We start from the raw sequence: 18,436 nt of genomic DNA on the forward strand, positions 1-18,436 counted from the left end.
GCCCCTGGGGGTGGGGCCCGCCCGGAGGCGCCTGCCGAGACCGCTTTCCGTCCTACGGTCTGTCGCATGGCCGAATCAGGAGCTTCCCCACTCCCCCCAAAGCCCCCGGCGCGCTCCCCGCTCTTCCGCGCCGAACAGTTCGTCTGGCTCACCGCGCGCGTGCTGGAGCAGCGGCTCTTCGCCTACCACTTCCTGAACGGCGCCGCCGAGCCGGTGGAGGCCGCGTTGAACGCCTACCGCAACGAGGACGGCGGCTACGGCCACGCACTGGAGCCTGATCTGCGCGGCCCCGTGAGCCAGCCCCTGCACACCGCGCGCGCCCTGGGCGTCCTGGACGCCATCGGGCGCTGCGGCGGGCAGCGGGCGGAGCGGGTGTGCCGTCACCTGACCGCCGTCTCGACCGCGGACGGCGCGCTGCCGGCGGTCGATCCCGGCCAGCGCGGCTACCCGGTGGCACCGTTCGTCCCGGTCGTGGACGACCCGCCCAGCGAGCTGCTCGCCACCGGCCCCGTGGTGGGACTGCTGCACCGCAACGAGGTGTGGCACGCCTGGCTGTTCCGGGCCACCGACTTCTGCTGGCAGGCGGTGGAGTCCCTGCGGAAGTCCCACCCCTACGAGGTGCACGCCGCGGTGGCCTTCCTGGACTCCGTGCCGGACCGCCCGCGCGCGGAGGCGGCGGCCGACCGGCTCGGCCGCCTGGTGCGCGAACAGCGGCTGGCGGCACTGCACCCGGCCCGGCTCGACGCGTACCCGGTCGCGGCCGGGTACGCCCCCGGCGAGCACCACTTCCCGCACGACTTCGCGAGGAGTCCGCGGTCACTCGCGCGCGCGTGGTTCACGGACGAGGAGATGACGCGTTCCCTGGACCACCTCGCCGGATCGCAGCAGGAGGACGGCGGCTGGCCCGTCCGCTGGCGCCAGTGGGCGCCGGCCCCGACGCTGGAGGCGCGGCCCATGGTAACGATCGAGGCGCTGCGCACCCTCAGGGCGTACGGCCGTTTCGTGGGCTGAGCCGCGCTCAGCCGCCGATCGCCCGCACCCCCGCGGTCACCACCACCGCGGCGGCGACGACCAGCAGGAAGGGGGCGCGCAGCACCAGCGCCACGGCGGCCGCGCCGAGCCCCGCCGCCCTGGCGTCCAGCACTAGGGCGTGCCCGTCGGCGAACGTCTGCTGGGCCGTGAGCGCTGCCAGCAGGGCGACGGGCAGCAGGGCGGCGAGCCGCCTGACGAGCGGCCGCTCCATGGCGCCCGCGGGCACGAGCAGTCCGGCGAGCTTGACCGCGTAGCAGCCGAGGACGGTCAGGCCGATGGCTGTCCAGGTGTTCACCGGTCCTCCCGCGTCGCGTCCGGGGCGGTCCGCCGGGTGCGTCCGATGCGCCGGCCCTCGACGAAGAGCGCGACCGGCGCCGCCAGCGCGGCCACGAGGACCGGCACACCGGCCGGCAGTACGGGCAGCAGGCCGAGGCCCAGGAGAACGGCGAGGCCCGCCACCGCACGCTCGGTGCGCGTCTTCAGCATGGGGGCCAGCAGGGCCAGGAAGACGGCCGGGCCGGCCGCGTCCAGCCCCCAGGCGTCGGTGTCCCCGATGGCCTCGGCCCCCAGCGCCCCGAGCAGCGTGGTGAGGTTCCACAGCAGGTACAGGCTGAGCCCGGTCACGGTGAAGCCGATCCGCGCGGCACGCCGGGTCGGCTGGGCCAGGGTCACGGCCGTGGTCTCGTCGATCACCCACTGGGCGGCGAAGGGCCGCAGCGCGCGCGGGACGGCGAGCAGCTGTGACAGCCGCAGGCCGTAGAAGGCGTTGCGCACGCCCAGGAAGAAGGCGCCGGCGGCGGCCGTGAACGGGCTGCCGCCCGCGGCGAGCGCGCCCACCAGGGCGAACTGCGAGGCGCCGGTGAAGACCAGGAGGCTGAGCGCGCAGGTCTGGAGGAGTCCGAGTCCGCTGCCGGCCGAGGTCACCCCGAAGGCGAAGCCGGAGAGCCCCACCGCGACGCCGACGCCCAGGGCGTCGCGTACGACGGCGGAATCGGGCTTGGCGGTGCCTTCGGCGGAGATGTCCGCGAGTGCTGTCTGTCGTACCACACCCCGGACGGTACGTCCGGGCCTCAGCCCGGGTCTTGTACGTTCTTGCGCTCGCGCTGGTAGGCGCCCGGGGGCACCCCTACGATGCGGGCGAAGTGGCGGTTGAGGTGGGGCTGGTCGGTGAAGCCGACGGCGACGGCCGCCTCGGCGGGTGCGGTTCCCGCGTCGAGCAGCAGTCGCGCGCGGCGCACGCGCGCGTCGGTCAGCCAGGTGTGCGGTGGCATCCCGTAGGTGTCGCGGAACGCCCTCAGCAGGGCGAACGGGCTGGTCCCGAGGTCGGCGGCCAGGCGTTCCAGGGTCGGCGGCGCGGCCATCTCCTCCTGCAGTACGCCACGCGCGCGTGCCGCGATCCGGGCGCCGGCCGTCCGGCGCGTCCGCTGCGGCAGCGCGCCGCCGTTGAGCCGCAGCAGCCTGGTCACGGCCACCCGCAGCAGGGTGTCGGCCGCGAGCGCGTTGCCCTCCTCGGCGGCGCGCAGCACCTGGTGGACCAGGCGGACGGTATACGGGTCGTCGAGGACCGGGCTGACGAAGCCGGGGGTACCGCGGATCGTGGTGGTCTCGGCCGCGATCGCGGCCACCACCTCGGGCGACGGATAGACCGCGCCGTAGCGCCAGCCCTCGGGGACCCCGGCCCGGCCGGTGTGCGGGGTGTCCGGGTTGACCAGCGCGAGGGCGCCCGCGCCCGCGGACACGTCGGAGCCCCGGTGGTGGAAGACCTCGACGCCGTCGGCGATGGCCGCGATCACGAAGTTCTCGTGGGTGTGCCGGACGAAGGTCTTGTGGATGTACCGGGCACGCAGCAGGTCGACACCGGGCAGCGACTCGTACCGCCAGTGCCGTGCCCGCTCCGCCGAACCCGCCATGCCTCCATTCTCCGCCAGGCCGGCGGACCCCGGTCCGCGGGCGGCCCACGCCCGGGACTGCCCCTTTCGCCCAGGTCAGCCCGATTGTCAGTGGCCGGGTGCAGGATGGAGGGCATGGTCAGCTCCGCACACCGAGCCCTCGACGGCTTCTCGCCCGCGACCCGCGGCTGGTTCACGGGGGCGTTCTCCGCGCCCACCGCGGCCCAGGCGGGCGCCTGGCAGGCCATCGGCGCGGGCTCGGACGTACTGGTGGTGGCCCCCACCGGCTCGGGCAAGACGCTGGCCGCGTTCCTCGCCGCGCTGGACCAGCTCGCCTCGGCGCCTCCGCCGGCCGACCCGAAGAAGCGCTGCCGGGTGCTGTACGTGTCCCCGCTGAAGGCCCTCGCGGTCGATGTCGAGCGGAACCTGCGCAGCCCGCTGACCGGCATCCGCCAGGAGTCCGTACGCCTCGGCCTGCCCGAGCCCGAGGTCAAGGTCGGCATCCGTTCCGGCGACACCCCGCCCGCCGAGCGCCGCGCGCTGTCCACCCGCCCGCCGGACATCCTGATCACGACCCCCGAGTCGCTGTTCCTGATGCTGACCTCGGCCACGCGCGACGCGCTGGCCGGCATCGAGACGGTGATCCTGGACGAGGTGCACGCGGTCGCGGGCACCAAGCGCGGCGCGCACCTCGCGCTGTCCCTGGAGCGGCTGGACGAACTGCTGCCGCGGCCCGCCCGCCGCATCGGGCTGTCGGCGACGGTGCGTCCGGTGGACGAGGTGGCCCGGTACCTCTCGCCCCGCCGCAAGGTGGAGATCGTCCAGCCTGAGTCCGGCAAGGAGTTCGACCTGTCCGTGGTCGTACCGGTCGAGGACATGGGCGAGCTGGGCGGTTCCCCGGCCGCCGACAACGGCGACGGGGCCGAGCGGCCCTCGATCTGGCCGCACGTCGAGGAGCGGATCACCGACCTGGTGCAGGCGCACCGGTCCACGATCGTGTTCGCGAACTCGCGGCGCCTGGCCGAGCGGCTGTGCAACCGGCTCAACGAGATCGCCTACGAGCGGGCGACCGGTGAGTCCCTGGACGAGCACCACTCGCCGGCCGAGCTGATGGGCGGCTCGGGGGCGGCCCAGGGCGCGCCCCCGGTGATCGCCCGCGCGCACCACGGCTCGGTCTCCAAGGAGCAGCGCGCCCTCGTCGAGGAGGACCTGAAGGCGGGCCGGCTGCCCGCCGTGGTCGCCACCTCCAGTCTGGAGCTGGGCATCGACATGGGTGCGGTCGACCTCGTCGTCCAGGTGGAGTCCCCGCCGTCGGTGGCCTCCGGGCTCCAGCGCGTCGGCCGCGCCGGCCACCAGGTGGGCGCCGTCTCCACCGGTGTCGTCTTTCCCAAGTACCGGGGCGACCTGGTCCAGTCCGCCGTGGTCACCGAGCGGATGCGCTCGGGCGCCATCGAGTCCCTGCGGGTCCCCGGCAACCCGCTGGACGTGCTCGCCCAGCAGCTCGTCGCCATGACGGCGCTGGACACCTGGCAGTTCGACGACCTGCTGACCGTGATCCGCCGCGCGGCTCCCTTCGCCTCGCTTCCCGAGTCGGCGTTCACCGCGACGCTGGACATGCTGGCGGGCCGCTATCCGTCCGACGCGTTCGCGGAGCTGCGCCCGCGCGTGGTGTGGGACCGCGTGGCCGGCACGATCACCGGCCGCCCGGGCGCCCAGCGTCTCGCGGTCACCTCCGGCGGCACGATCCCCGACCGGGGCCTCTTCGGGGTCTTCCTCGCCGGTTCCGACCCCAAGAAGGGCGGCGGCCGGGTCGGCGAGCTCGACGAGGAGATGGTCTACGAGTCCCGGGTGGGAGACGTCTTCACCCTGGGCACCAGTTCGTGGCGCATCGAGGACATCACGCGCGACCGTGTCCTGGTCTCCCCCGCGCCCGGTGTGCCGGGCCGACTGCCCTTCTGGAAGGGCGACCAGCTCGGCCGTCCCCTCGAACTGGGCCGCGCGGTGGGCGCGTTCCTGCGCGAGGTGGGCTCGCTGCCGAAGGACGACGCCCGGCAGCGCCTGCTCCGCGCGGGCCTGGACACCTGGGCGGTGGACAACGTCCTGTCCTACCTGAGCGAACAGCGCGAGGCCTGCGGGCACGTCCCGGACGACCGCACCATCGTGGTCGAGCGCTTCCGCGACGAGCTGGGCGACTGGCGGGTCGTCGTGCACTCCCCCTTCGGCGCCCAGGTCCACGCCCCCTGGGCCCTCGCCCTGGGGGCCCGCCTGTCCGAGCGCTACGGCATGGACGCGCAGGTCATGCACGCCGACGACGGCATCGTGCTGCGCCTGCCGGACGCCGATCTGATGGGCCTGGACCTGCTCGACCAGGAACCGGTGAGGGCCGGCGCCGAGTACGACAGCGAGCAGGCCCCGATCGGGGCCGGGGACGTCGCCTTCGACAAGGGCGAGGTCGACCAGATCGTCACCGACCAGGTCGGCAGCTCCGCCCTGTTCGCCTCCCGGTTCCGCGAATGCGCCGCCCGCGCGCTGCTGCTGCCGCGCCGCAACCCGGGCAAGCGCACGCCGCTGTGGCAGCAGCGCCAGCGCGCCGCCCAGCTGCTCCAGGTGGCGAGCGAGTTCGGCTCGTTCCCGATCGTCCTGGAGGCGATCCGCGAATGCCTGCAGGACGTGTTCGACGTCCCCGGGCTCGTCGAGCTGATGGGCGACATCGAGTCGCGCAAGGTCCGCCTGGTCGAGGTCACCACCCCCGAGCCGTCGCCCTTCGCCCGCTCCCTCCTCTTCGGCTACGTCGCCCAGTTCCTCTACGAGGGGGACTCGCCGCTCGCCGAGCGCCGCGCGGCCGCGCTCTCCCTGGACTCCCGGCTGCTGGCCGAACTGCTGGGGCAGGCGGAGCTGCGCGAACTGCTCGACGCCGACGTGCTGACCGAGCTGGAGCGCGAGCTGCAGTGGCTTACGGAGGACCGCCGGGTCAAGGACCTCGAAGGGGTCGCCGACCTCCTGCGGCTGCTCGGCCCGCTGACCGACGCCGAGCTGGCCGAACGGGGAGCCGAGCCGCAGTGGGCGCGGGACCTGGCCGCCGCGCGCCGCGCCATCCGGGTGCGCATCGCCGGCACCGACCACTGGGCGGCCGTGGAGGACGCGGGCCGCCTGCGGGACGCCCTCGGCACGGCGCTGCCCGTGGGCGTACCCGAGGCATTCACCGAACCGGTCAAGGATCCGCTCGGCGACCTCCTCGCTCGGTACGCGCGCACCCACGGCCCCTTCACGTCGGCCACGGCGGCGGCACGCTTCGGTCTGGGCGTCGCGGTCACCGAGGGCGCCCTGCAGCGGCTGGCCGCGGCCGGGCGCGTCGTCCAGGGCGAGTTCCACCCGGCGGGCATCGGCCAGGAATGGTGCGACGCGGCCGTGCTGCGGCGGCTGCGCCGCCGCTCCCTGGCGGCCCTGCGCCATGAGCTGGAACCCGTGCCGCCCGCCGCGCTCGCCCAGTTCCTGCCCCAGTGGCAGCACATCGGCAAGGGGCACGAACTGCGCGGCATCGACGGACTGGTGCGTGCCATCGAGCAGCTGCAGGGCGCCTCGGTGCCCGCCTCCGCCCTGGAGAAGCTGGTCCTGCCCTCACGCGTCGCGGGCTACACGCCCGCGATGCTCGACGAACTCACCGCGGCCGGCGAGGTCGTGTGGGCCGGAGCGGGCGCCCTGCCCGGCAAGGACGGCTGGGTCTCCCTGTACATGGCGGACGCGGCACCGCTGCTGCTTCCCCAGCCGCACCCGCTCGAACTGACGGCGCTGCACCAGTCGGTGCTGGACACCCTTTCCGGCGGCTACGGCCTGTTCTTCCGTCAGATCGCCGACCAGGTGCGCGCCACCACGCACCCCGAGGCCGGCGATCCCCAACTGGCCGACGCCCTGTGGGATCTGGCCTGGTCGGGACGGCTCACCAACGACACCCTCACACCGATGCGCGCCCTGCTCGGCTCCGGCCGTACCGCGGGCTCCACGGCCCATCGCGCCAAGCGCACCGTCCCGCGCGGCCGTTACGGCTCCCTGACCGCGGCGGCCCGCGCCACCTCGCGCACCGGCCCGCCGACGGTGGCCGGCCGATGGTCCCTCCTGCCCACGGCCGAACCGGACGCCACGGTGCGCGCACACGCGCTCGCCCGCACCCTGCTCGACCGGCACGGCGTGGTCACCCGGGGAGCGGTGGCCGCGGAGGGCGTCGAGGGCGGCTTCTCCGCCGTGTACCGCGTGCTGTCCGCCTTCGAGGACAGCGGGCAGGCCAGACGGGGTTACGTGGTCGAAGGGCTGGGCGCCGCCCAGTTCGCGATGGACGGCGCGGTCGACCGCCTCCGGGCGGTCTCCAACGCCCGAGAACGCGGGCAGGGCCTGCCCAACGGCTTCGGCGGCGGCCACGGCGCCTCGTCCTTCCCCGCCGGCGGCGCGGTCCCCGACCGGGACACCGCCGGTCACACCACTCCCGGCGGTTTCGAGCAGGCCGACGGCGGACTCGCCCATCCGGGCCTCGACGGCGACTTCACCTGGCCGCCGGACGAGGCGGCACTGCCGGGCGACGGCGGCTTCACCTGGCCGCCCGGGAACAACGGATCCGCCCCGGACGAGTACGTCTCCCCACGCGACCGCACCCCCGCGGGCCCCTTCGCCGCTCCCGGCTACGGCGGCCCCAGAGGCGGCGGTCCCGCTTACGGCCCGTACGGCAACCGCGATTTCGGCGACCGCCGTGGCCGGTCCTCCGACCCCGACCCGCGTGCCGCGGTCCTCGCCGCGGCCGACCCCGCCAGCGCCTACGGCGCGGCCCTTCCCTGGCCCGAACCGCCGACCGGCGCGGGACACAAGCCGGGCCGCAAGGCCGGTTCGCTCGTGGTGCTGGTGGAGGGCGAGCTGACGCTGTACATGGAGCGCGGCGGCAAGACCCTGCTGGCCTGGCCCGCCGACCCGGACGCGGCAGCTGACGACGATCCACGCCTGCGCACCGCGGCCCAGGCCCTGGCCTCGGCCGCCCGAGCGGGCTCCCTCGGCACGGTCACGGTCGAGCGCATCAACGGCGCCCAGGCCCTGACCTCTCCCCTGGGCGCCCTGCTGGAAGGAGCCGGCTTCATCGCGACCCCGCGTGGTCTGCGTCTGCGTGCCTGAGACACGGCGGCCCCCGCGCCCCATGCGCACCACCGCACATCACCCGTCCGTGGCACCCTTGACGCATGCCCGAAGGTGACACGGTCTGGCGGGCCGCGAAACGGCTGCACGAGGCCCTCGCGGGCAAGGTGCTGATCCGCAGTGACTTCCGGGTGCCGCAGTACGCGACGGTCGATCTCACCGGTCGCGCGGTGCTGAGCTCGATCGCACGCGGCAAGCACCTGTTCACCCGCTTCGAGGGCGGCCTGTCCCTGCACACGCATCTGCGCATGGAGGGCGCCTGGAAGGTGTTCGGCACCGACGAGCGTTGGCGCGGCGGCCCGGCCCACCAGATCCGGGTGATCCTCGGCACCGCGGACCGCGTGGCCGTCGGCTACCGCCTCCCGCTGGTGGAGTTGCTGCGCACCGGCGAGGAGGAGCAGGCCGTCGGCCACCTCGGCCCCGACCTGCTCGGCCCGGACTGGAACCCGGAGCTCGCCCTCACCAACCTGCTCGCCGATCCCGGCCGTCAGCTCGGCGAGGCCCTGCTCGACCAGCGCAACCTGGCCGGCATCGGCAACGTCTACAAGTGCGAGCTCTGCTTCCTGGTCGGCGCGACCCCGTGGCTGCCGGTGGGCGCCCTGCCGGCGGACCGCGCCACCCGGCTGATCGGACTCGCCAAGAAGCTGCTGGAGAGCAATCGCGACCGCCCGGTCCGGCAGACCACGGGGCTGCATCAGCAGGACCTCTTCGTGTACGGGCGCGCCCCGCGTCCTTGCCTTCGCTGCCGTGCCTCGATCCGGGTCGCCGATCAGGGCGACGGCTACCAGGAACGCCCCACCTACTGGTGCCCTCACTGCCAGACGGGCCCGGCGCCCGCACGGGGCACGGCCCAGGCCTGGCGTGAGCGCCATCCCCGCCGGTCATCCTCCAGCTGAACGACGCTCCGTCAGGCACGCTAAGGTGCTCCGTCAGATACGCGATCCACGCTCCGTCAGGGACGCGATCCACGCGTCAGAGACGGTCGTCACCAAGGTCGGCCGGCGCGGTGCCCGAGGTGCCGCCGTCGCACCGGACCTGATCCGCCGGCTCCGAAAAGGGGCCCGGCGCCGCCGTGATGACACTCCCCGCCCGCCAGGCGGCCGTCCACCGCCCCGCCGCCACGGCCCCCGCCGCCCGCCCCTTGGGCACGCAGTGCACCGGCAGAACGCTGAGCCCCCAGCCGCCGACGGCGACGGCTCCTTCGAGCACGCCCGCGCCCTGCCCGAGGGCGATCCGGAGTACGGCCCACCACCACACGGCGCCCAGGCCGAGAGCGGTTCCCCAGCGCAGCATCCGTATCACCATGGCCGCCACCTCCAGCCGGACGCCGGAACACCGCCCGACCCGGACGGGAGGCGCACCGAGGGCTCACTGACGTGCGGACACCGGGCACGCGATCCGGTGCGGGGCGGCCGGCCCGGGGCGGCTCCTCACGCGTTCTCCGCCTGGAACATCCAGTGGTGCTTCTCCAGGTCGGCGGTGATCCCGATGAAGAGGTCCTGGGAGACCGGATCGGGCTCGCCGGTGGCCGCCACCCGCTCCCGCATCCGCGTGATCACCGCGCCCAGCGCGTCGACCATCGCCCGGACGGCGTCCGCGTCCTTGATCCAGCCGGCCGGAGTGGTTCCGATGCCGCTGGTGGCGGCGACCGTGGACGCGCGGCCGTCCGGTGGGACGCCGAGGGCCGAGGCCCGCTCGGCCACCGTGTCGGAGTGGGCGCGCGCGGAGGCGACGACCTCGTCGAGCTGGAGGTGGATGGAGCGGAAGCGGGGTCCGACGACGTTCCAGTGGATCTGCTTGGCGACCAGCGAGAGGTCGACCAGGTCCACCAGTGCGCCCTGCAAGGCCTCCGACACGGTCTTCAGTGCCTCGTCGGGCAGCGGGCTCTTCACGACGTACATCCGCTTCCTCCGGTGGGTTCGGCGCCGGTCAGGTCACCTCCACGATGACCGCCGTCCCGGGTACCGGCAAACGGGCGCGGCCTCGGGCGGGCGTCCCCCGGACAGCACAGAAGCCCCGGCCGGGCCTCCCAGGGTCTGCCTGGAGAGCCCCGGCCGGGGCTTCGCACGTATCGGGTGGTCAGGCCGTGCTCGCGTATGTCACGCGGCGACCACGTCCACCGCCTCGGCGGGCGCCTTGATGGTCACCCGTTCCGGTGGCACACCGGTCACCGACACGGAACCCAGCATCGGACGGACCGGCGTGGGCACGGGTTCGGTGGCCGTGGCGGACTGGGCCAGTTCGGCGAGCGCCAGTTCGTCGCTCACCTCCCGCATGAGTTCCGACATCCGTACGTCCAGCGCGTCGCAGATGGCGGAGAGCAGCTCGGAGGAAGCCTCCTTCTGCCCCCGCTCCACCTCGGAGAGATAGCCGAGTGAGACTCGGGCGGACGAGGAGACTTCGCGCAGAGTACGGCCCTGGCGTTGGCGCTGCCGACGCAGCACGTCACCCAGCAGGCGACGGAGCAGAATCATCGGTGGCTCCCTCCTCGGACCGCGTAGCCGCATCCTTCTCGCCCCACCGTACCGCCTTGCGCCGCGGCCGTGCGGGGAGCGATGTCGTGTTCACTCAGGGCTGCAAACATCAAAACCCCCCGTTCCGTTCCGTATCCTGTGCCCGCTCATTCCCGGTCTGTTGGCCCGCAAGCTCCTTCAGAAGCAGTGCGAGTACGCTCCGTACACTCTCCATACGAATTTCCGCACGGTTGCCGTTCAACCGCAGCGCCTCCACTTTTCCGCCACCGGCAGAACCCGGGTGGGTGGTGAGCGGCCCGTCGACGGCGACGAAGACCGTTCCCACGGGCTGTCCGTCCTGCGGGTCGGGCCCGGCGACCCCGGTCGTCGCGAGGCCCCAGTCGGCACCCAGGGCCTTGCGTACCCCGGCCGCCATCTCCGCCGCCACCTGCGGATCCACCGCGCCCCGCTCCGCCAGCAGGGTGGCGTCGACCCCGAGCAGTTGCCGCTTCAGCTCGGTGGCGTACGCGGTGACCGAGCCGCGGAAGACCTTGGACGCCCCGGGGACGGCCGTGATCTCCGCCGCCACCAGTCCACCGGTGAGGGACTCCGCGACGGCGAGGCTCTCGCCCCTCACGGTCAGTAGCCGCACCAGTTCGGTGGCAGGGGAACTCACGCTTCCCTCTCCTCCAACGCCGCCGCACGTTCGGCGATTCCCCGCCGGCGCAGCACAATGGCCTGTCGCACGTAGTCGAGGCCGGTGACGACGGTGAGCACGACCGCCGCGGCCATCACCCAGAACCTCATGGTCGCCAGCCACCCCGTCAGTGCCAGGACGTACATCCCGACGGCGACGCCCTGGGTGAGCGTCTTGACCTTGCCGCCCCGGCTCGCGGGGATCACGCCGTAGCGGATGACGAGGAAACGCAGCAGGGTGACGCCGAGTTCCCGGCCCAGGATGACGATGGTGACCCACCACGGCAGATCGCCCAGGGCCGACAGACAGATGAGCGCCGCACCCATGATCGCCTTGTCGGCGATGGGGTCGGCGATCTTCCCGAAGTCGGTGACCAGGTTGTAGGTGCGCGCCAGGTGCCCGTCGAACAGGTCGGTGATCATGGCGACGGCGAAGGCCGCCCAGGCGAGCGAGCGCCAGGCCGGGTCGTAGCCGCCGTCCGCCAGCATCAGCGCCACGAAGCCGGGCACGAGCAGCAGCCGGAGCATCGTCAGCAGATTGGCCACGTTCCACACGCTGGCCTGGTTGACGGCCGCGGCCGTCAGCTTCCCGCCGCGCGGGGGGCGCGCACCGCCCTCCGGACCGGGGGCCGGAGCGGTGGAACGGGCGACGGAGCCGGAGACCTCGGTGGCGGAACCGTCGGCGGCGGCCGCACCACGTGCGCCGTGCGCACCGGTGGAGCCGCCCGCCGCGGACGCCGGGACTCCGGTCATCTGCCCGCCTCCTCACTGCACGACGGCGAGCCCGTCAGCGGCTCGGCGACCAGGTCGACACCTTCCGTGCCGACCACCTTCGCCTCGACCATACGTCCCACACTCAGACCCTCGCCGCTCGTGAGCAGCACCTGGCCGTCGGTCTCCGGCGCCTGGTGCGCGGCCCGGCCGTACACGCCGTCCTCGCCGTCGACGGACTCCACGAGGACGTGCACGGTCTCCCCGAGGCGCTCCTCGGCGCGCTGGGAGACGAGTTCCTCGGCGAGCCGGGAGACACGGGCGAGGCGCTCGGCGACGACGTCCTCGTCGAGCTTGTCGTCGTACGTGGCCGCTTCCGTGCCCTCCTCGTCGGAGTAGCCGAAGACACCGATGGCGTCCAGCCGGGCGCCGTTCAGGAAGCGCTCCAGTTCGGCCAGGTCGGACTCGCTCTCGCCGGGGAAGCCGACGATGAAGTTGGAGCGCACGCCGGCCTGCGGGGCCTTGCCGCGGATGGTGTCCAGCAGTTCCAGGAAGCGGTCGGTGTCGCCGAAGCGGCGCATGGCGCGCAGCACGCCGGGCGCGGAGTGCTGGAAGGACAGGTCGAAGTAGGGGACGACCTTCGGGGTGGAGGTCAGGACGTCGATCAGGCCGGGACGCATCTCGGCCGGCTGCAGGTAGCTCACGCGCACCCGCTCGAGGCCGTCGACCTCCGCCAGCTCGGGCAGCAGGGACTCCAGCAGGCGGATGTCGCCCAGGTCCTTGCCGTAGGAGGTGTTGTTCTCGGAGACCAGCATGATCTCCTTCACCCCCTGCTCGGCCAGCCAGCGGGTCTCGTTCAGCACGTCGCTCGGACGGCGGGAGATGAAGGAGCCGCGGAAGGAGGGGATGGCGCAGAAGGAGCAGCGCCGGTCGCAGCCGGAGGCGAGCTTGACCGAGGCCACCGGCGAGCCGTCCAGACGGCGGCGCAGGGGCGCGCGCGGGCCTGAGGCGGGCGCGACGCCCTCCGGGAGGTCGGTCGGGCCGTGGCCGGGCAGCGCCACGGCGGCGGCGGAATCCTGCCGCTCGGCGGGGCTGATCGGCAGCAGCTTGCGGCGGTCGCGCGGGGTGTGCGCGGCGTGGATGCCGCCGGAGAGGATGGTCTGCAGGCGGTCGGAGATGTCGGCGTAGTCGTCGAAGCCGAGCACGCCGTCTGCCTCGGGCAGCGCCGCGGCCAGTTCGTTGCCGTACCGCTCGGCCATGCAGCCCACCGCCACCACGGCCTGGGTTCTGCCATGGTCCTTGAGGTCGTTGGCCTCCAAGAGGGCATCGACGGAGTCCTTCTTGGCGGCCTCGACGAAACCACAGGTGTTGACCACGGCGACATCGGCGTCCGCGGCGTCCTCGACGAGCTGCCAGCCGTCCGCCTCCAAACGGCCTGCGAGCTCCTCCGAGTCCACCTCGTTGCGGGCGCAGCCAAGAGTGACGAGTGCGACGGTACGGCGTTCAGGCATGGGCTCAAGACTACTTTGTCTGGCTGACACCCCACGTCGACGGGGTTGGCCGATCTTGGCCAACCCCGTCACACCCGCGTCCCGTCTGCGCCTATCCGGCCTCGGGGTCGCCCTTCGTGTAGGTCAGACGCTCCACGGCGCCGGGCCGGAAGTCGTCCTCGATCTTCTTTCCGTTGACGTACAGCTCGATCGCGCCGGCGTCACCGAGGATCAGGTTGATCTTGGAGCTGTCCTGGAAGGTCTTGGACTCACCCTTCTTCAGCAGCCCGTCGAAGAGCATCCGGCCGTTGTGGTCCTTGGCGGAGATCCAGCTGCGCCCGTTCGGCGCGCTGACCTGGACGGTGACCTTGTCCTGCGGCGCGGCGGCGATGGCGCTGTCGGACGGCTCCGACGACGGCGCGGCGGGCTTGTCCTTCTTGGTGGTGGGCGAGGACGACTTGCTGGGCTTGGCCGAGGCGCCCTCGGCGACCTGCGACTTGGCGTCGTTGCCGCCGTCGCCGCCCTTGAAGGCGCTGAACCCGACGAAACCGACGACGGCGACGATCGCGGCGACCATCGCCGCGGTCCAGTTGGGTCCCCGGCGCTCGGGGCGGATACGTTCCGCCTCGAACATCGGCGCGGCCGGGGTGGGCGCGGGCCGCCCGCCGTGCTCGGCGTCGTACTGCGCGATCAGCGGGGCGGGGTCGAGACGCACGGCCCTGGCCAGCGTGCGGATGTGCCCGCGCGCGTACACGTCGCCGCCACACGGGGCGAAGTCGTCCGCCTCGATGGCGTGCACGATGGCGATTCGGACACGGGTGGCGCTGCTGACGTCGTCGACCGTGAGGCCGGCCGCGATGCGCGCCTGCCGCAGGGCACGGCCGACGGAGGGACGGGCTTCCTCGGACACGTCGTGGAACGGACGCTCGTCTTCAGGGGAGTTGCCGATGGACACGGGGGCGCCTTTCGAGCGTGTGAGCCACCTGTGCTGGAGGTTCAGTCTAGGCGGGTACGAAAGGGTGGGGCGACCGGGCGGGGGGTCTTTGTACGCCATCGGTATGGCCCGACAACCCGATGGTGGGACTGACACATACCCCAGGACGGGATCCGTACCGGTCCTTTCGCTCAACTTGACGTACAGCGAGGGGAAACGGTTGCCCGCCGCTCCCTAACGGGTGGATCACGGCGCTGCCGCCACCCGGCGTAACACCGACACGCCGGGCGGCCCGCCGCCCTACCCGTCCGACTCCCCACGGATCAGCGCGAGTACGTTGTCCAGCTCGTCCGGTTTGACGAGAACGTCACGCGCCTTCGAACCCTCGCTCGGTCCCACGATGTTGCGGGACTCCATCAGGTCCATGAGCCGCCCCGCCTTGGCGAAGCCGACCCGGAGCTTGCGCTGCAGCATGGACGTCGACCCGAACTGGGTGGAGACGACCAGCTCGGCCGCCTGGCACAGCAGGTCGAGGTCGTCGCCGATGTCCTCGTCGATCTCCTTCTTCTGCTTGGAGCCCACGGTGACGTCGTCGCGGAAGACGGGCGCCATCTGGTCCTTGCAGTGCTGCACGACGAGCGCGACCTCGGCCTCGGTCACGAACGCGCCCTGCATACGCGTGGGCTTGTTCGCGCCCATCGGCAGGAAGAGGCCGTCGCCCTTGCCGATCAGCTTCTCGGCGCCGGGCTGGTCGAGGATGACCCGGGAGTCGGCGAGCGAGGAAGTGGCGAATGCCAGCCGGGAGGGCACGTTCGCCTTGATCAGGCCGGTGACCACGTCGACCGACGGGCGCTGGGTGGCGAGCACCAGGTGGATGCCGGCCGCACGCGCGAGCTGCGTGATGCGCACGATGGCGTCCTCGACGTCCCGCGGGGCGACCATCATGAGGTCGGCCAGCTCGTCCACGATCACCAGCAGGTACGGGTACGGATGGAGCTCGCGCTCGCTGCCCTCCGGCGGCTTGACCTTGCCCTCGCGGACGGCGCGGTTGAAGTCGTCGATGTGCCGGTAGCCGTAGGCGGCGAGGTCGTCGTAGCGCAGGTCCATCTCGCGCACCACCCACTGCAGGGCCTCGGCGGCCCGCTTGGGGTTCGTGATGATCGGCGTGATCAGGTGCGGGATGCCCTCGTAGGCGGTCAGCTCCACGCGCTTGGGGTCGACGAGGATCATCCGGACGTCCTCCGGGGTCGCCCGCATCATGATCGAGGTGATCAGGCAGTTGATGCAGGACGACTTGCCGGAGCCGGTGGCGCCCGCGACCAGCATGTGCGGCATCTTCGCCAGCGAGTGCATCACGTATCCGCCCTCGACGTCCTTGCCGAAGGCGACCAGCATCGGGTCGTCGTCCTCGGCGGACTCCGCGAGGCGCAGCACGTCACCGAGGTTGACCATCTCCCGGTCGGTGTTCGGGATCTCGATGCCGACCGCCGACTTGCCGGGGATGGGACTGATGATCCGCACGTCGGGGCTGGCCACGGCGTACGCGATGTTCTTCGTCAGCGCGGTGATCCGCTCGACCTTCACGGCGGGGCCGAGCTCGACCTCGTAGCGGGTGACCGTCGGGCCCCGGGTGAAGCCGGTGACGGCCGCGTCGACCTTGAACTCGGTGAAGACCTGGGTGAGCGAGGCGACGACCGCGTCGTTGGCCGCGCTGCGCGCCTTGCCGGGGCCGCCCCGGGTGAGCAGGTCGAGCGACGGCAGAGCGTAGGTGATGTCACCGGACAGCTGGAGCTGCTCCGCGCGCGCGGGCAGGTCGCGGGGCTCCTCGGGGGCCTTCTTGGTCAGGTCGGGGACGCCACCGGTGGACGGCCGCTCCTGCCTGGGGCGCGCGGCCGGGACCGGCGTTGGGACCGGCACCGGATCCGGCGGTGGCACCGCGGCGGGCACCGGGGTGGTGTCCTCGCGCTCGCCCACGCTCACGCCCTGGGTGAGGTCGGCGACGACTCGGGAGGGCGGCATGCCGTGCGCGACGGCCCCGTCGAGCGCGGCCGCGGCGGCCGACGCGACGTCCACCGCGTCCATCCGGCGCCGCGGGTCGGGCTGCGGCACCGCGGAGCGCCTCGGACGTCCGCGGCGGTGCGCCAGCGCGTCCTCCTCGGCTCCGTCCGGGTCGTAGGCCTGCGAAGCGCTCCGGCGCCCGCGGGGGCGCGCGGGCAGCGCCTCACGCCACTGTTCGTCGTACCGCTCGTCGTCGCCGGCGGTCCCGAACTCCTGCGGGTCGGACAGCAGGCCGAGGCGTACGCCGAGCGCGCGCAGGCGCTGCGGGATGGCGTTGACCGGCGTGGCGGTCACCACGAGCAGCCCGAAGACCGTCAGCAGCACCAGCAGCGGTACGGCGAGCACCTCGGTCATGGTGTACGTCAGCGGGGTCGCCGCCGCCCAGCCGATGAGGCCGCCGGCGTCCCTTATGGCCTGCATGCCGGAGCTGCGGGCGGGCGCGCCGCAGGCGATGTGCACCTGCCCGAGGACGCCGATGACCAGGGCGGACAGACCGATCACGATCCGCCCGTTGGCCTCCGGCTGCTCCGGGTGCCGCATGAAACGGACGGCGATCACCGCGAGCAGTATCGGTGCCAGCAGATCGAGCCGCCCGAAGGCGCCGGTGACCAGGATCTCCACCAGGTCGCCGACGGGACCGCGCAGATCGGCCCAGGTACCGGCGGCGACGATCAGGGCGAGCCCGAAGAGCAGCAGCGCGACGCCGTCCTTGCGATGGGCCGGGTCGAGGTTCTTCGCGCCCTGCCCTATGCCGCGGAAGACGGCGCCGACGGCGTGCGCCAGGCCGAGCCAGAGGGCGCGCACGAGCCGGTACACGCCCCCCGTGGGGCTCGGGGCCGGCCTGGGCGGCACGGCCTTCTTCGCCGGGACCCTCCTGGCCGGCGCCTTCTTGGCCGGGACCTTCTTGGCCGAGACCTTCTTGGCGGCGGCCTTCCTCACCGCAGCCTTAGCGGGAGCGGCCGCCTTCTTGGCGGGCGGCTTCTTGGCTGCGGAGGGACGTGAGGCCATGGGTGTGAGATTACCGGGGGAGACGACAGCGGACACGTGTGCCCACTGCTTCACCCGTTCGTGTCGCCCCTGCCGAGGCGCGGAACTGACGCACGCTCATGGGCAACTGCCTTCCCGGCGGACGTCAGTTCTGCGTCGGCACCGACTGGCTGCCGGCACCCGTGCCCGGCTCCAGGGCGTCCAGCGCCCGCCGCAGTCCCGTCAGTTTCCGCTCCAGATGGGCGGCCGTGGCCACCGCGGCGGCGTCCGCGGACTCGTCGTCCAGCTGCTTCGACAGCGCCTCGGCCTGCTCCTCGACGGCCGCCAAGCGCGCGGACAGCTCGGCGAGCAGCCCCGCGGACTCCTTGCCGCCGACCGCGCTCTTGCCGCCGCCCTCCAACTGCAGCCGCAGCAGCGCCGCCTGCTCCCGCAGCTGGCAGTTCTTCATGTACAGCTCGACGAACACGGAGACCTTCGCCCGCAGCACCCACGGGTCGAACGGCTTGGAGATGTAGTCTACCGCGCCGGCCGCGTAGCCCCTGAAGGTGTGGTGCGGGCCGTGGTTGATCGCGGTGAGGAAGATGATCGGGATGTCCCGGGTCCGCTCGCGTCGCTTGATGTGCGCGGCGGTCTCGAATCCGTCCATGCCCGGCATCTGGACATCCAGCAGAATGACCGCGAAATCGTCCGTGAGCAGTGCCTTGAGCGCTTCCTCCCCGGACGATGCCCGCACCAGTGTCTGATCGAGCGCAGAGAGGATGGCCTCCAGCGCCAGCAGATTCTCCGGCCGGTCATCGACCAGGAGGATCTTGGCCTTCTGCACCATGGCCCGCCCTCCTCGCCCCGGCGGTACACCGGGCGCCGCCCCAGGGGACGACTCCGTTTCGCCGCCCGTCCTTGTGCCGGTCATCGTAGCCGCACCCTGACCGTCGCCACACCCTGTCACCGCGATGTCACTGTGCACTCAACGGAAACGCCGCGAGTGACCTGAGAGTTCCCGGAATCCGGGATTCC

General features: G+C 72.9%; 15 protein-coding genes. 3 read left to right on the forward strand and 12 right to left on the reverse strand.

Annotation, left to right across the window (positions count from 1 at the left end; genetic code table 11):
• Window positions 1-66: 66 nt before the first annotated feature.
• Complete coding sequence (locus tag ACWCPN_RS34035; RefSeq protein ID WP_451214357.1) at window positions 67-1,011, forward strand: hypothetical protein; 945 nt, start codon at window positions 67-69, stop codon at window positions 1,009-1,011.
• A 7-nt stretch (window positions 1,012-1,018) separates the two neighbouring features.
• Here the strand turns inward: ACWCPN_RS34035 and ACWCPN_RS34040 are convergent, their stop codons facing one another.
• Genes ACWCPN_RS34040 through ACWCPN_RS34050 form a run of 3 tightly spaced genes read right to left on the reverse strand, consistent with a single transcriptional unit; the run spans window position 1,019 to window position 2,942 of the window.
• Window positions 1,019-1,327, reverse strand: a complete 309-nt coding sequence (locus ACWCPN_RS34040) for an AzlD domain-containing protein (protein WP_358939172.1) — start codon at window positions 1,325-1,327, stop codon at window positions 1,019-1,021.
• Entirely contained in the window at window positions 1,324-2,079 is a 756-nt protein-coding gene (locus tag ACWCPN_RS34045; RefSeq protein WP_451214360.1) for an AzlC family ABC transporter permease, read from the reverse strand. The genes ACWCPN_RS34040 and ACWCPN_RS34045 overlap by 4 nt, the downstream gene beginning before the upstream one ends.
• 23 nt (window positions 2,080-2,102) lie before the next feature.
• A complete protein-coding gene (locus ACWCPN_RS34050) occupies window positions 2,103-2,942 on the reverse strand; it encodes an AraC family transcriptional regulator (RefSeq protein ID WP_451214363.1) in 840 nt (279 codons plus the stop codon).
• A gap of 114 nt (window positions 2,943-3,056) precedes the next feature.
• On the opposite strand from ACWCPN_RS34050, the gene ACWCPN_RS34055 reads away from it, so the two are divergent.
• Window positions 3,057-8,072, forward strand: coding sequence for an ATP-dependent helicase (locus tag ACWCPN_RS34055; protein WP_451214366.1), 5,016 nt, complete (start codon window positions 3,057-3,059; stop codon window positions 8,070-8,072).
• A gap of 65 nt (window positions 8,073-8,137) precedes the next feature.
• Window positions 8,138-8,989 carry an Fpg/Nei family DNA glycosylase gene (locus tag ACWCPN_RS34060; RefSeq protein ID WP_451214369.1) on the forward strand — a complete coding sequence of 284 codons (852 nt, stop codon included), beginning with the start codon at window positions 8,138-8,140 and terminating at the stop codon, window positions 8,987-8,989.
• A gap of 76 nt (window positions 8,990-9,065) precedes the next feature.
• Here ACWCPN_RS34060 and ACWCPN_RS34065 read toward each other — a convergent pair whose 3' ends face one another.
• The 9 genes from ACWCPN_RS34065 to ACWCPN_RS34105 all read right to left on the reverse strand — a co-directional run bounded on the left by ACWCPN_RS34065 (window position 9,066) and on the right by ACWCPN_RS34105 (window position 18,248).
• Window positions 9,066-9,398, reverse strand: a complete 333-nt coding sequence (locus tag ACWCPN_RS34065; protein WP_451214371.1) for a hypothetical protein — start codon at window positions 9,396-9,398, stop codon at window positions 9,066-9,068.
• Window positions 9,399-9,523: 125 nt separating this feature from the next.
• The gene (locus ACWCPN_RS34070) at window positions 9,524-9,994 is read right to left on the reverse strand and encodes a Dps family protein (RefSeq protein WP_451214373.1); all 471 of its coding nucleotides are present in this window, start codon (window positions 9,992-9,994) and stop codon (window positions 9,524-9,526) included.
• Between the two features lie 198 nt (window positions 9,995-10,192).
• Window positions 10,193-10,567: a helix-turn-helix domain-containing protein gene (locus ACWCPN_RS34075; RefSeq protein ID WP_143637031.1), complete on the reverse strand. Its 375-nt coding sequence runs from the start codon at window positions 10,565-10,567 to the stop codon at window positions 10,193-10,195.
• A 109-nt stretch (window positions 10,568-10,676) separates the two neighbouring features.
• Entirely contained in the window at window positions 10,677-11,222 is a 546-nt protein-coding gene (locus tag ACWCPN_RS34080; RefSeq protein ID WP_365129925.1) for a CinA family protein, read from the reverse strand.
• On the reverse strand, window positions 11,219-11,995 hold the full coding sequence (pgsA, locus tag ACWCPN_RS34085) for a CDP-diacylglycerol--glycerol-3-phosphate 3-phosphatidyltransferase (protein WP_451214376.1): 777 nt from the start codon (window positions 11,993-11,995) through the stop codon (window positions 11,219-11,221). Before pgsA ends, ACWCPN_RS34080 begins: the two co-directional genes overlap by 4 nt.
• Window positions 11,992-13,464: a 30S ribosomal protein S12 methylthiotransferase RimO gene (gene rimO, locus ACWCPN_RS34090; RefSeq protein WP_392293194.1), complete on the reverse strand. Its 1,473-nt coding sequence runs from the start codon at window positions 13,462-13,464 to the stop codon at window positions 11,992-11,994. Before rimO ends, pgsA begins: the two co-directional genes overlap by 4 nt.
• A gap of 91 nt (window positions 13,465-13,555) precedes the next feature.
• A complete protein-coding gene (locus ACWCPN_RS34095) occupies window positions 13,556-14,398 on the reverse strand; it encodes a helix-turn-helix domain-containing protein (protein ID WP_451214379.1) in 843 nt (280 codons plus the stop codon).
• Between the two features lie 279 nt (window positions 14,399-14,677).
• On the reverse strand, window positions 14,678-17,443 hold the full coding sequence (locus tag ACWCPN_RS34100) for a DNA translocase FtsK (protein WP_451214380.1): 2,766 nt from the start codon (window positions 17,441-17,443) through the stop codon (window positions 14,678-14,680).
• A 124-nt stretch (window positions 17,444-17,567) separates the two neighbouring features.
• Complete coding sequence (locus ACWCPN_RS34105; RefSeq protein WP_199212243.1) at window positions 17,568-18,248, reverse strand: response regulator; 681 nt, start codon at window positions 18,246-18,248, stop codon at window positions 17,568-17,570.
• Between the last annotated feature and the right edge of the window lie 188 nt (window positions 18,249-18,436).

This window comes from Streptomyces sp. NPDC002386 (assembly GCF_053593175.1).

Excerpts from the sequence above, each read along its gene's own strand:
- ACWCPN_RS34035 (WP_451214357.1), top strand. The coding sequence starts at position 67 with ATGGCCGAATCAGGAGCTTCCCCACTCCCCCCAAAGCCCCCGGCGCGC.
- ACWCPN_RS34050 (WP_451214363.1), bottom strand. The coding sequence starts at position 2,942 with ATGGCGGGTTCGGCGGAGCGGGCACGGCACTGGCGGTACGAGTCGCTG.
- ACWCPN_RS34055 (WP_451214366.1), top strand. The coding sequence starts at position 3,057 with ATGGTCAGCTCCGCACACCGAGCCCTCGACGGCTTCTCGCCCGCGACC.
- ACWCPN_RS34060 (WP_451214369.1), top strand. The coding sequence starts at position 8,138 with ATGCCCGAAGGTGACACGGTCTGGCGGGCCGCGAAACGGCTGCACGAG.
- ACWCPN_RS34065 (WP_451214371.1), bottom strand. The coding sequence starts at position 9,398 with ATGGTGATACGGATGCTGCGCTGGGGAACCGCTCTCGGCCTGGGCGCC.
- ACWCPN_RS34070 (WP_451214373.1), bottom strand. The coding sequence starts at position 9,994 with ATGTACGTCGTGAAGAGCCCGCTGCCCGACGAGGCACTGAAGACCGTG.
- ACWCPN_RS34075 (WP_143637031.1), bottom strand. The coding sequence starts at position 10,567 with ATGATTCTGCTCCGTCGCCTGCTGGGTGACGTGCTGCGTCGGCAGCGC.
- pgsA (WP_451214376.1), bottom strand. The coding sequence starts at position 11,995 with ATGACCGGAGTCCCGGCGTCCGCGGCGGGCGGCTCCACCGGTGCGCAC.
- rimO (WP_392293194.1), bottom strand. The coding sequence starts at position 13,464 with ATGCCTGAACGCCGTACCGTCGCACTCGTCACTCTTGGCTGCGCCCGC.
- ACWCPN_RS34100 (WP_451214380.1), bottom strand. The coding sequence starts at position 17,443 with ATGGCCTCACGTCCCTCCGCAGCCAAGAAGCCGCCCGCCAAGAAGGCG.
- ACWCPN_RS34105 (WP_199212243.1), bottom strand. The coding sequence starts at position 18,248 with ATGGTGCAGAAGGCCAAGATCCTCCTGGTCGATGACCGGCCGGAGAAT.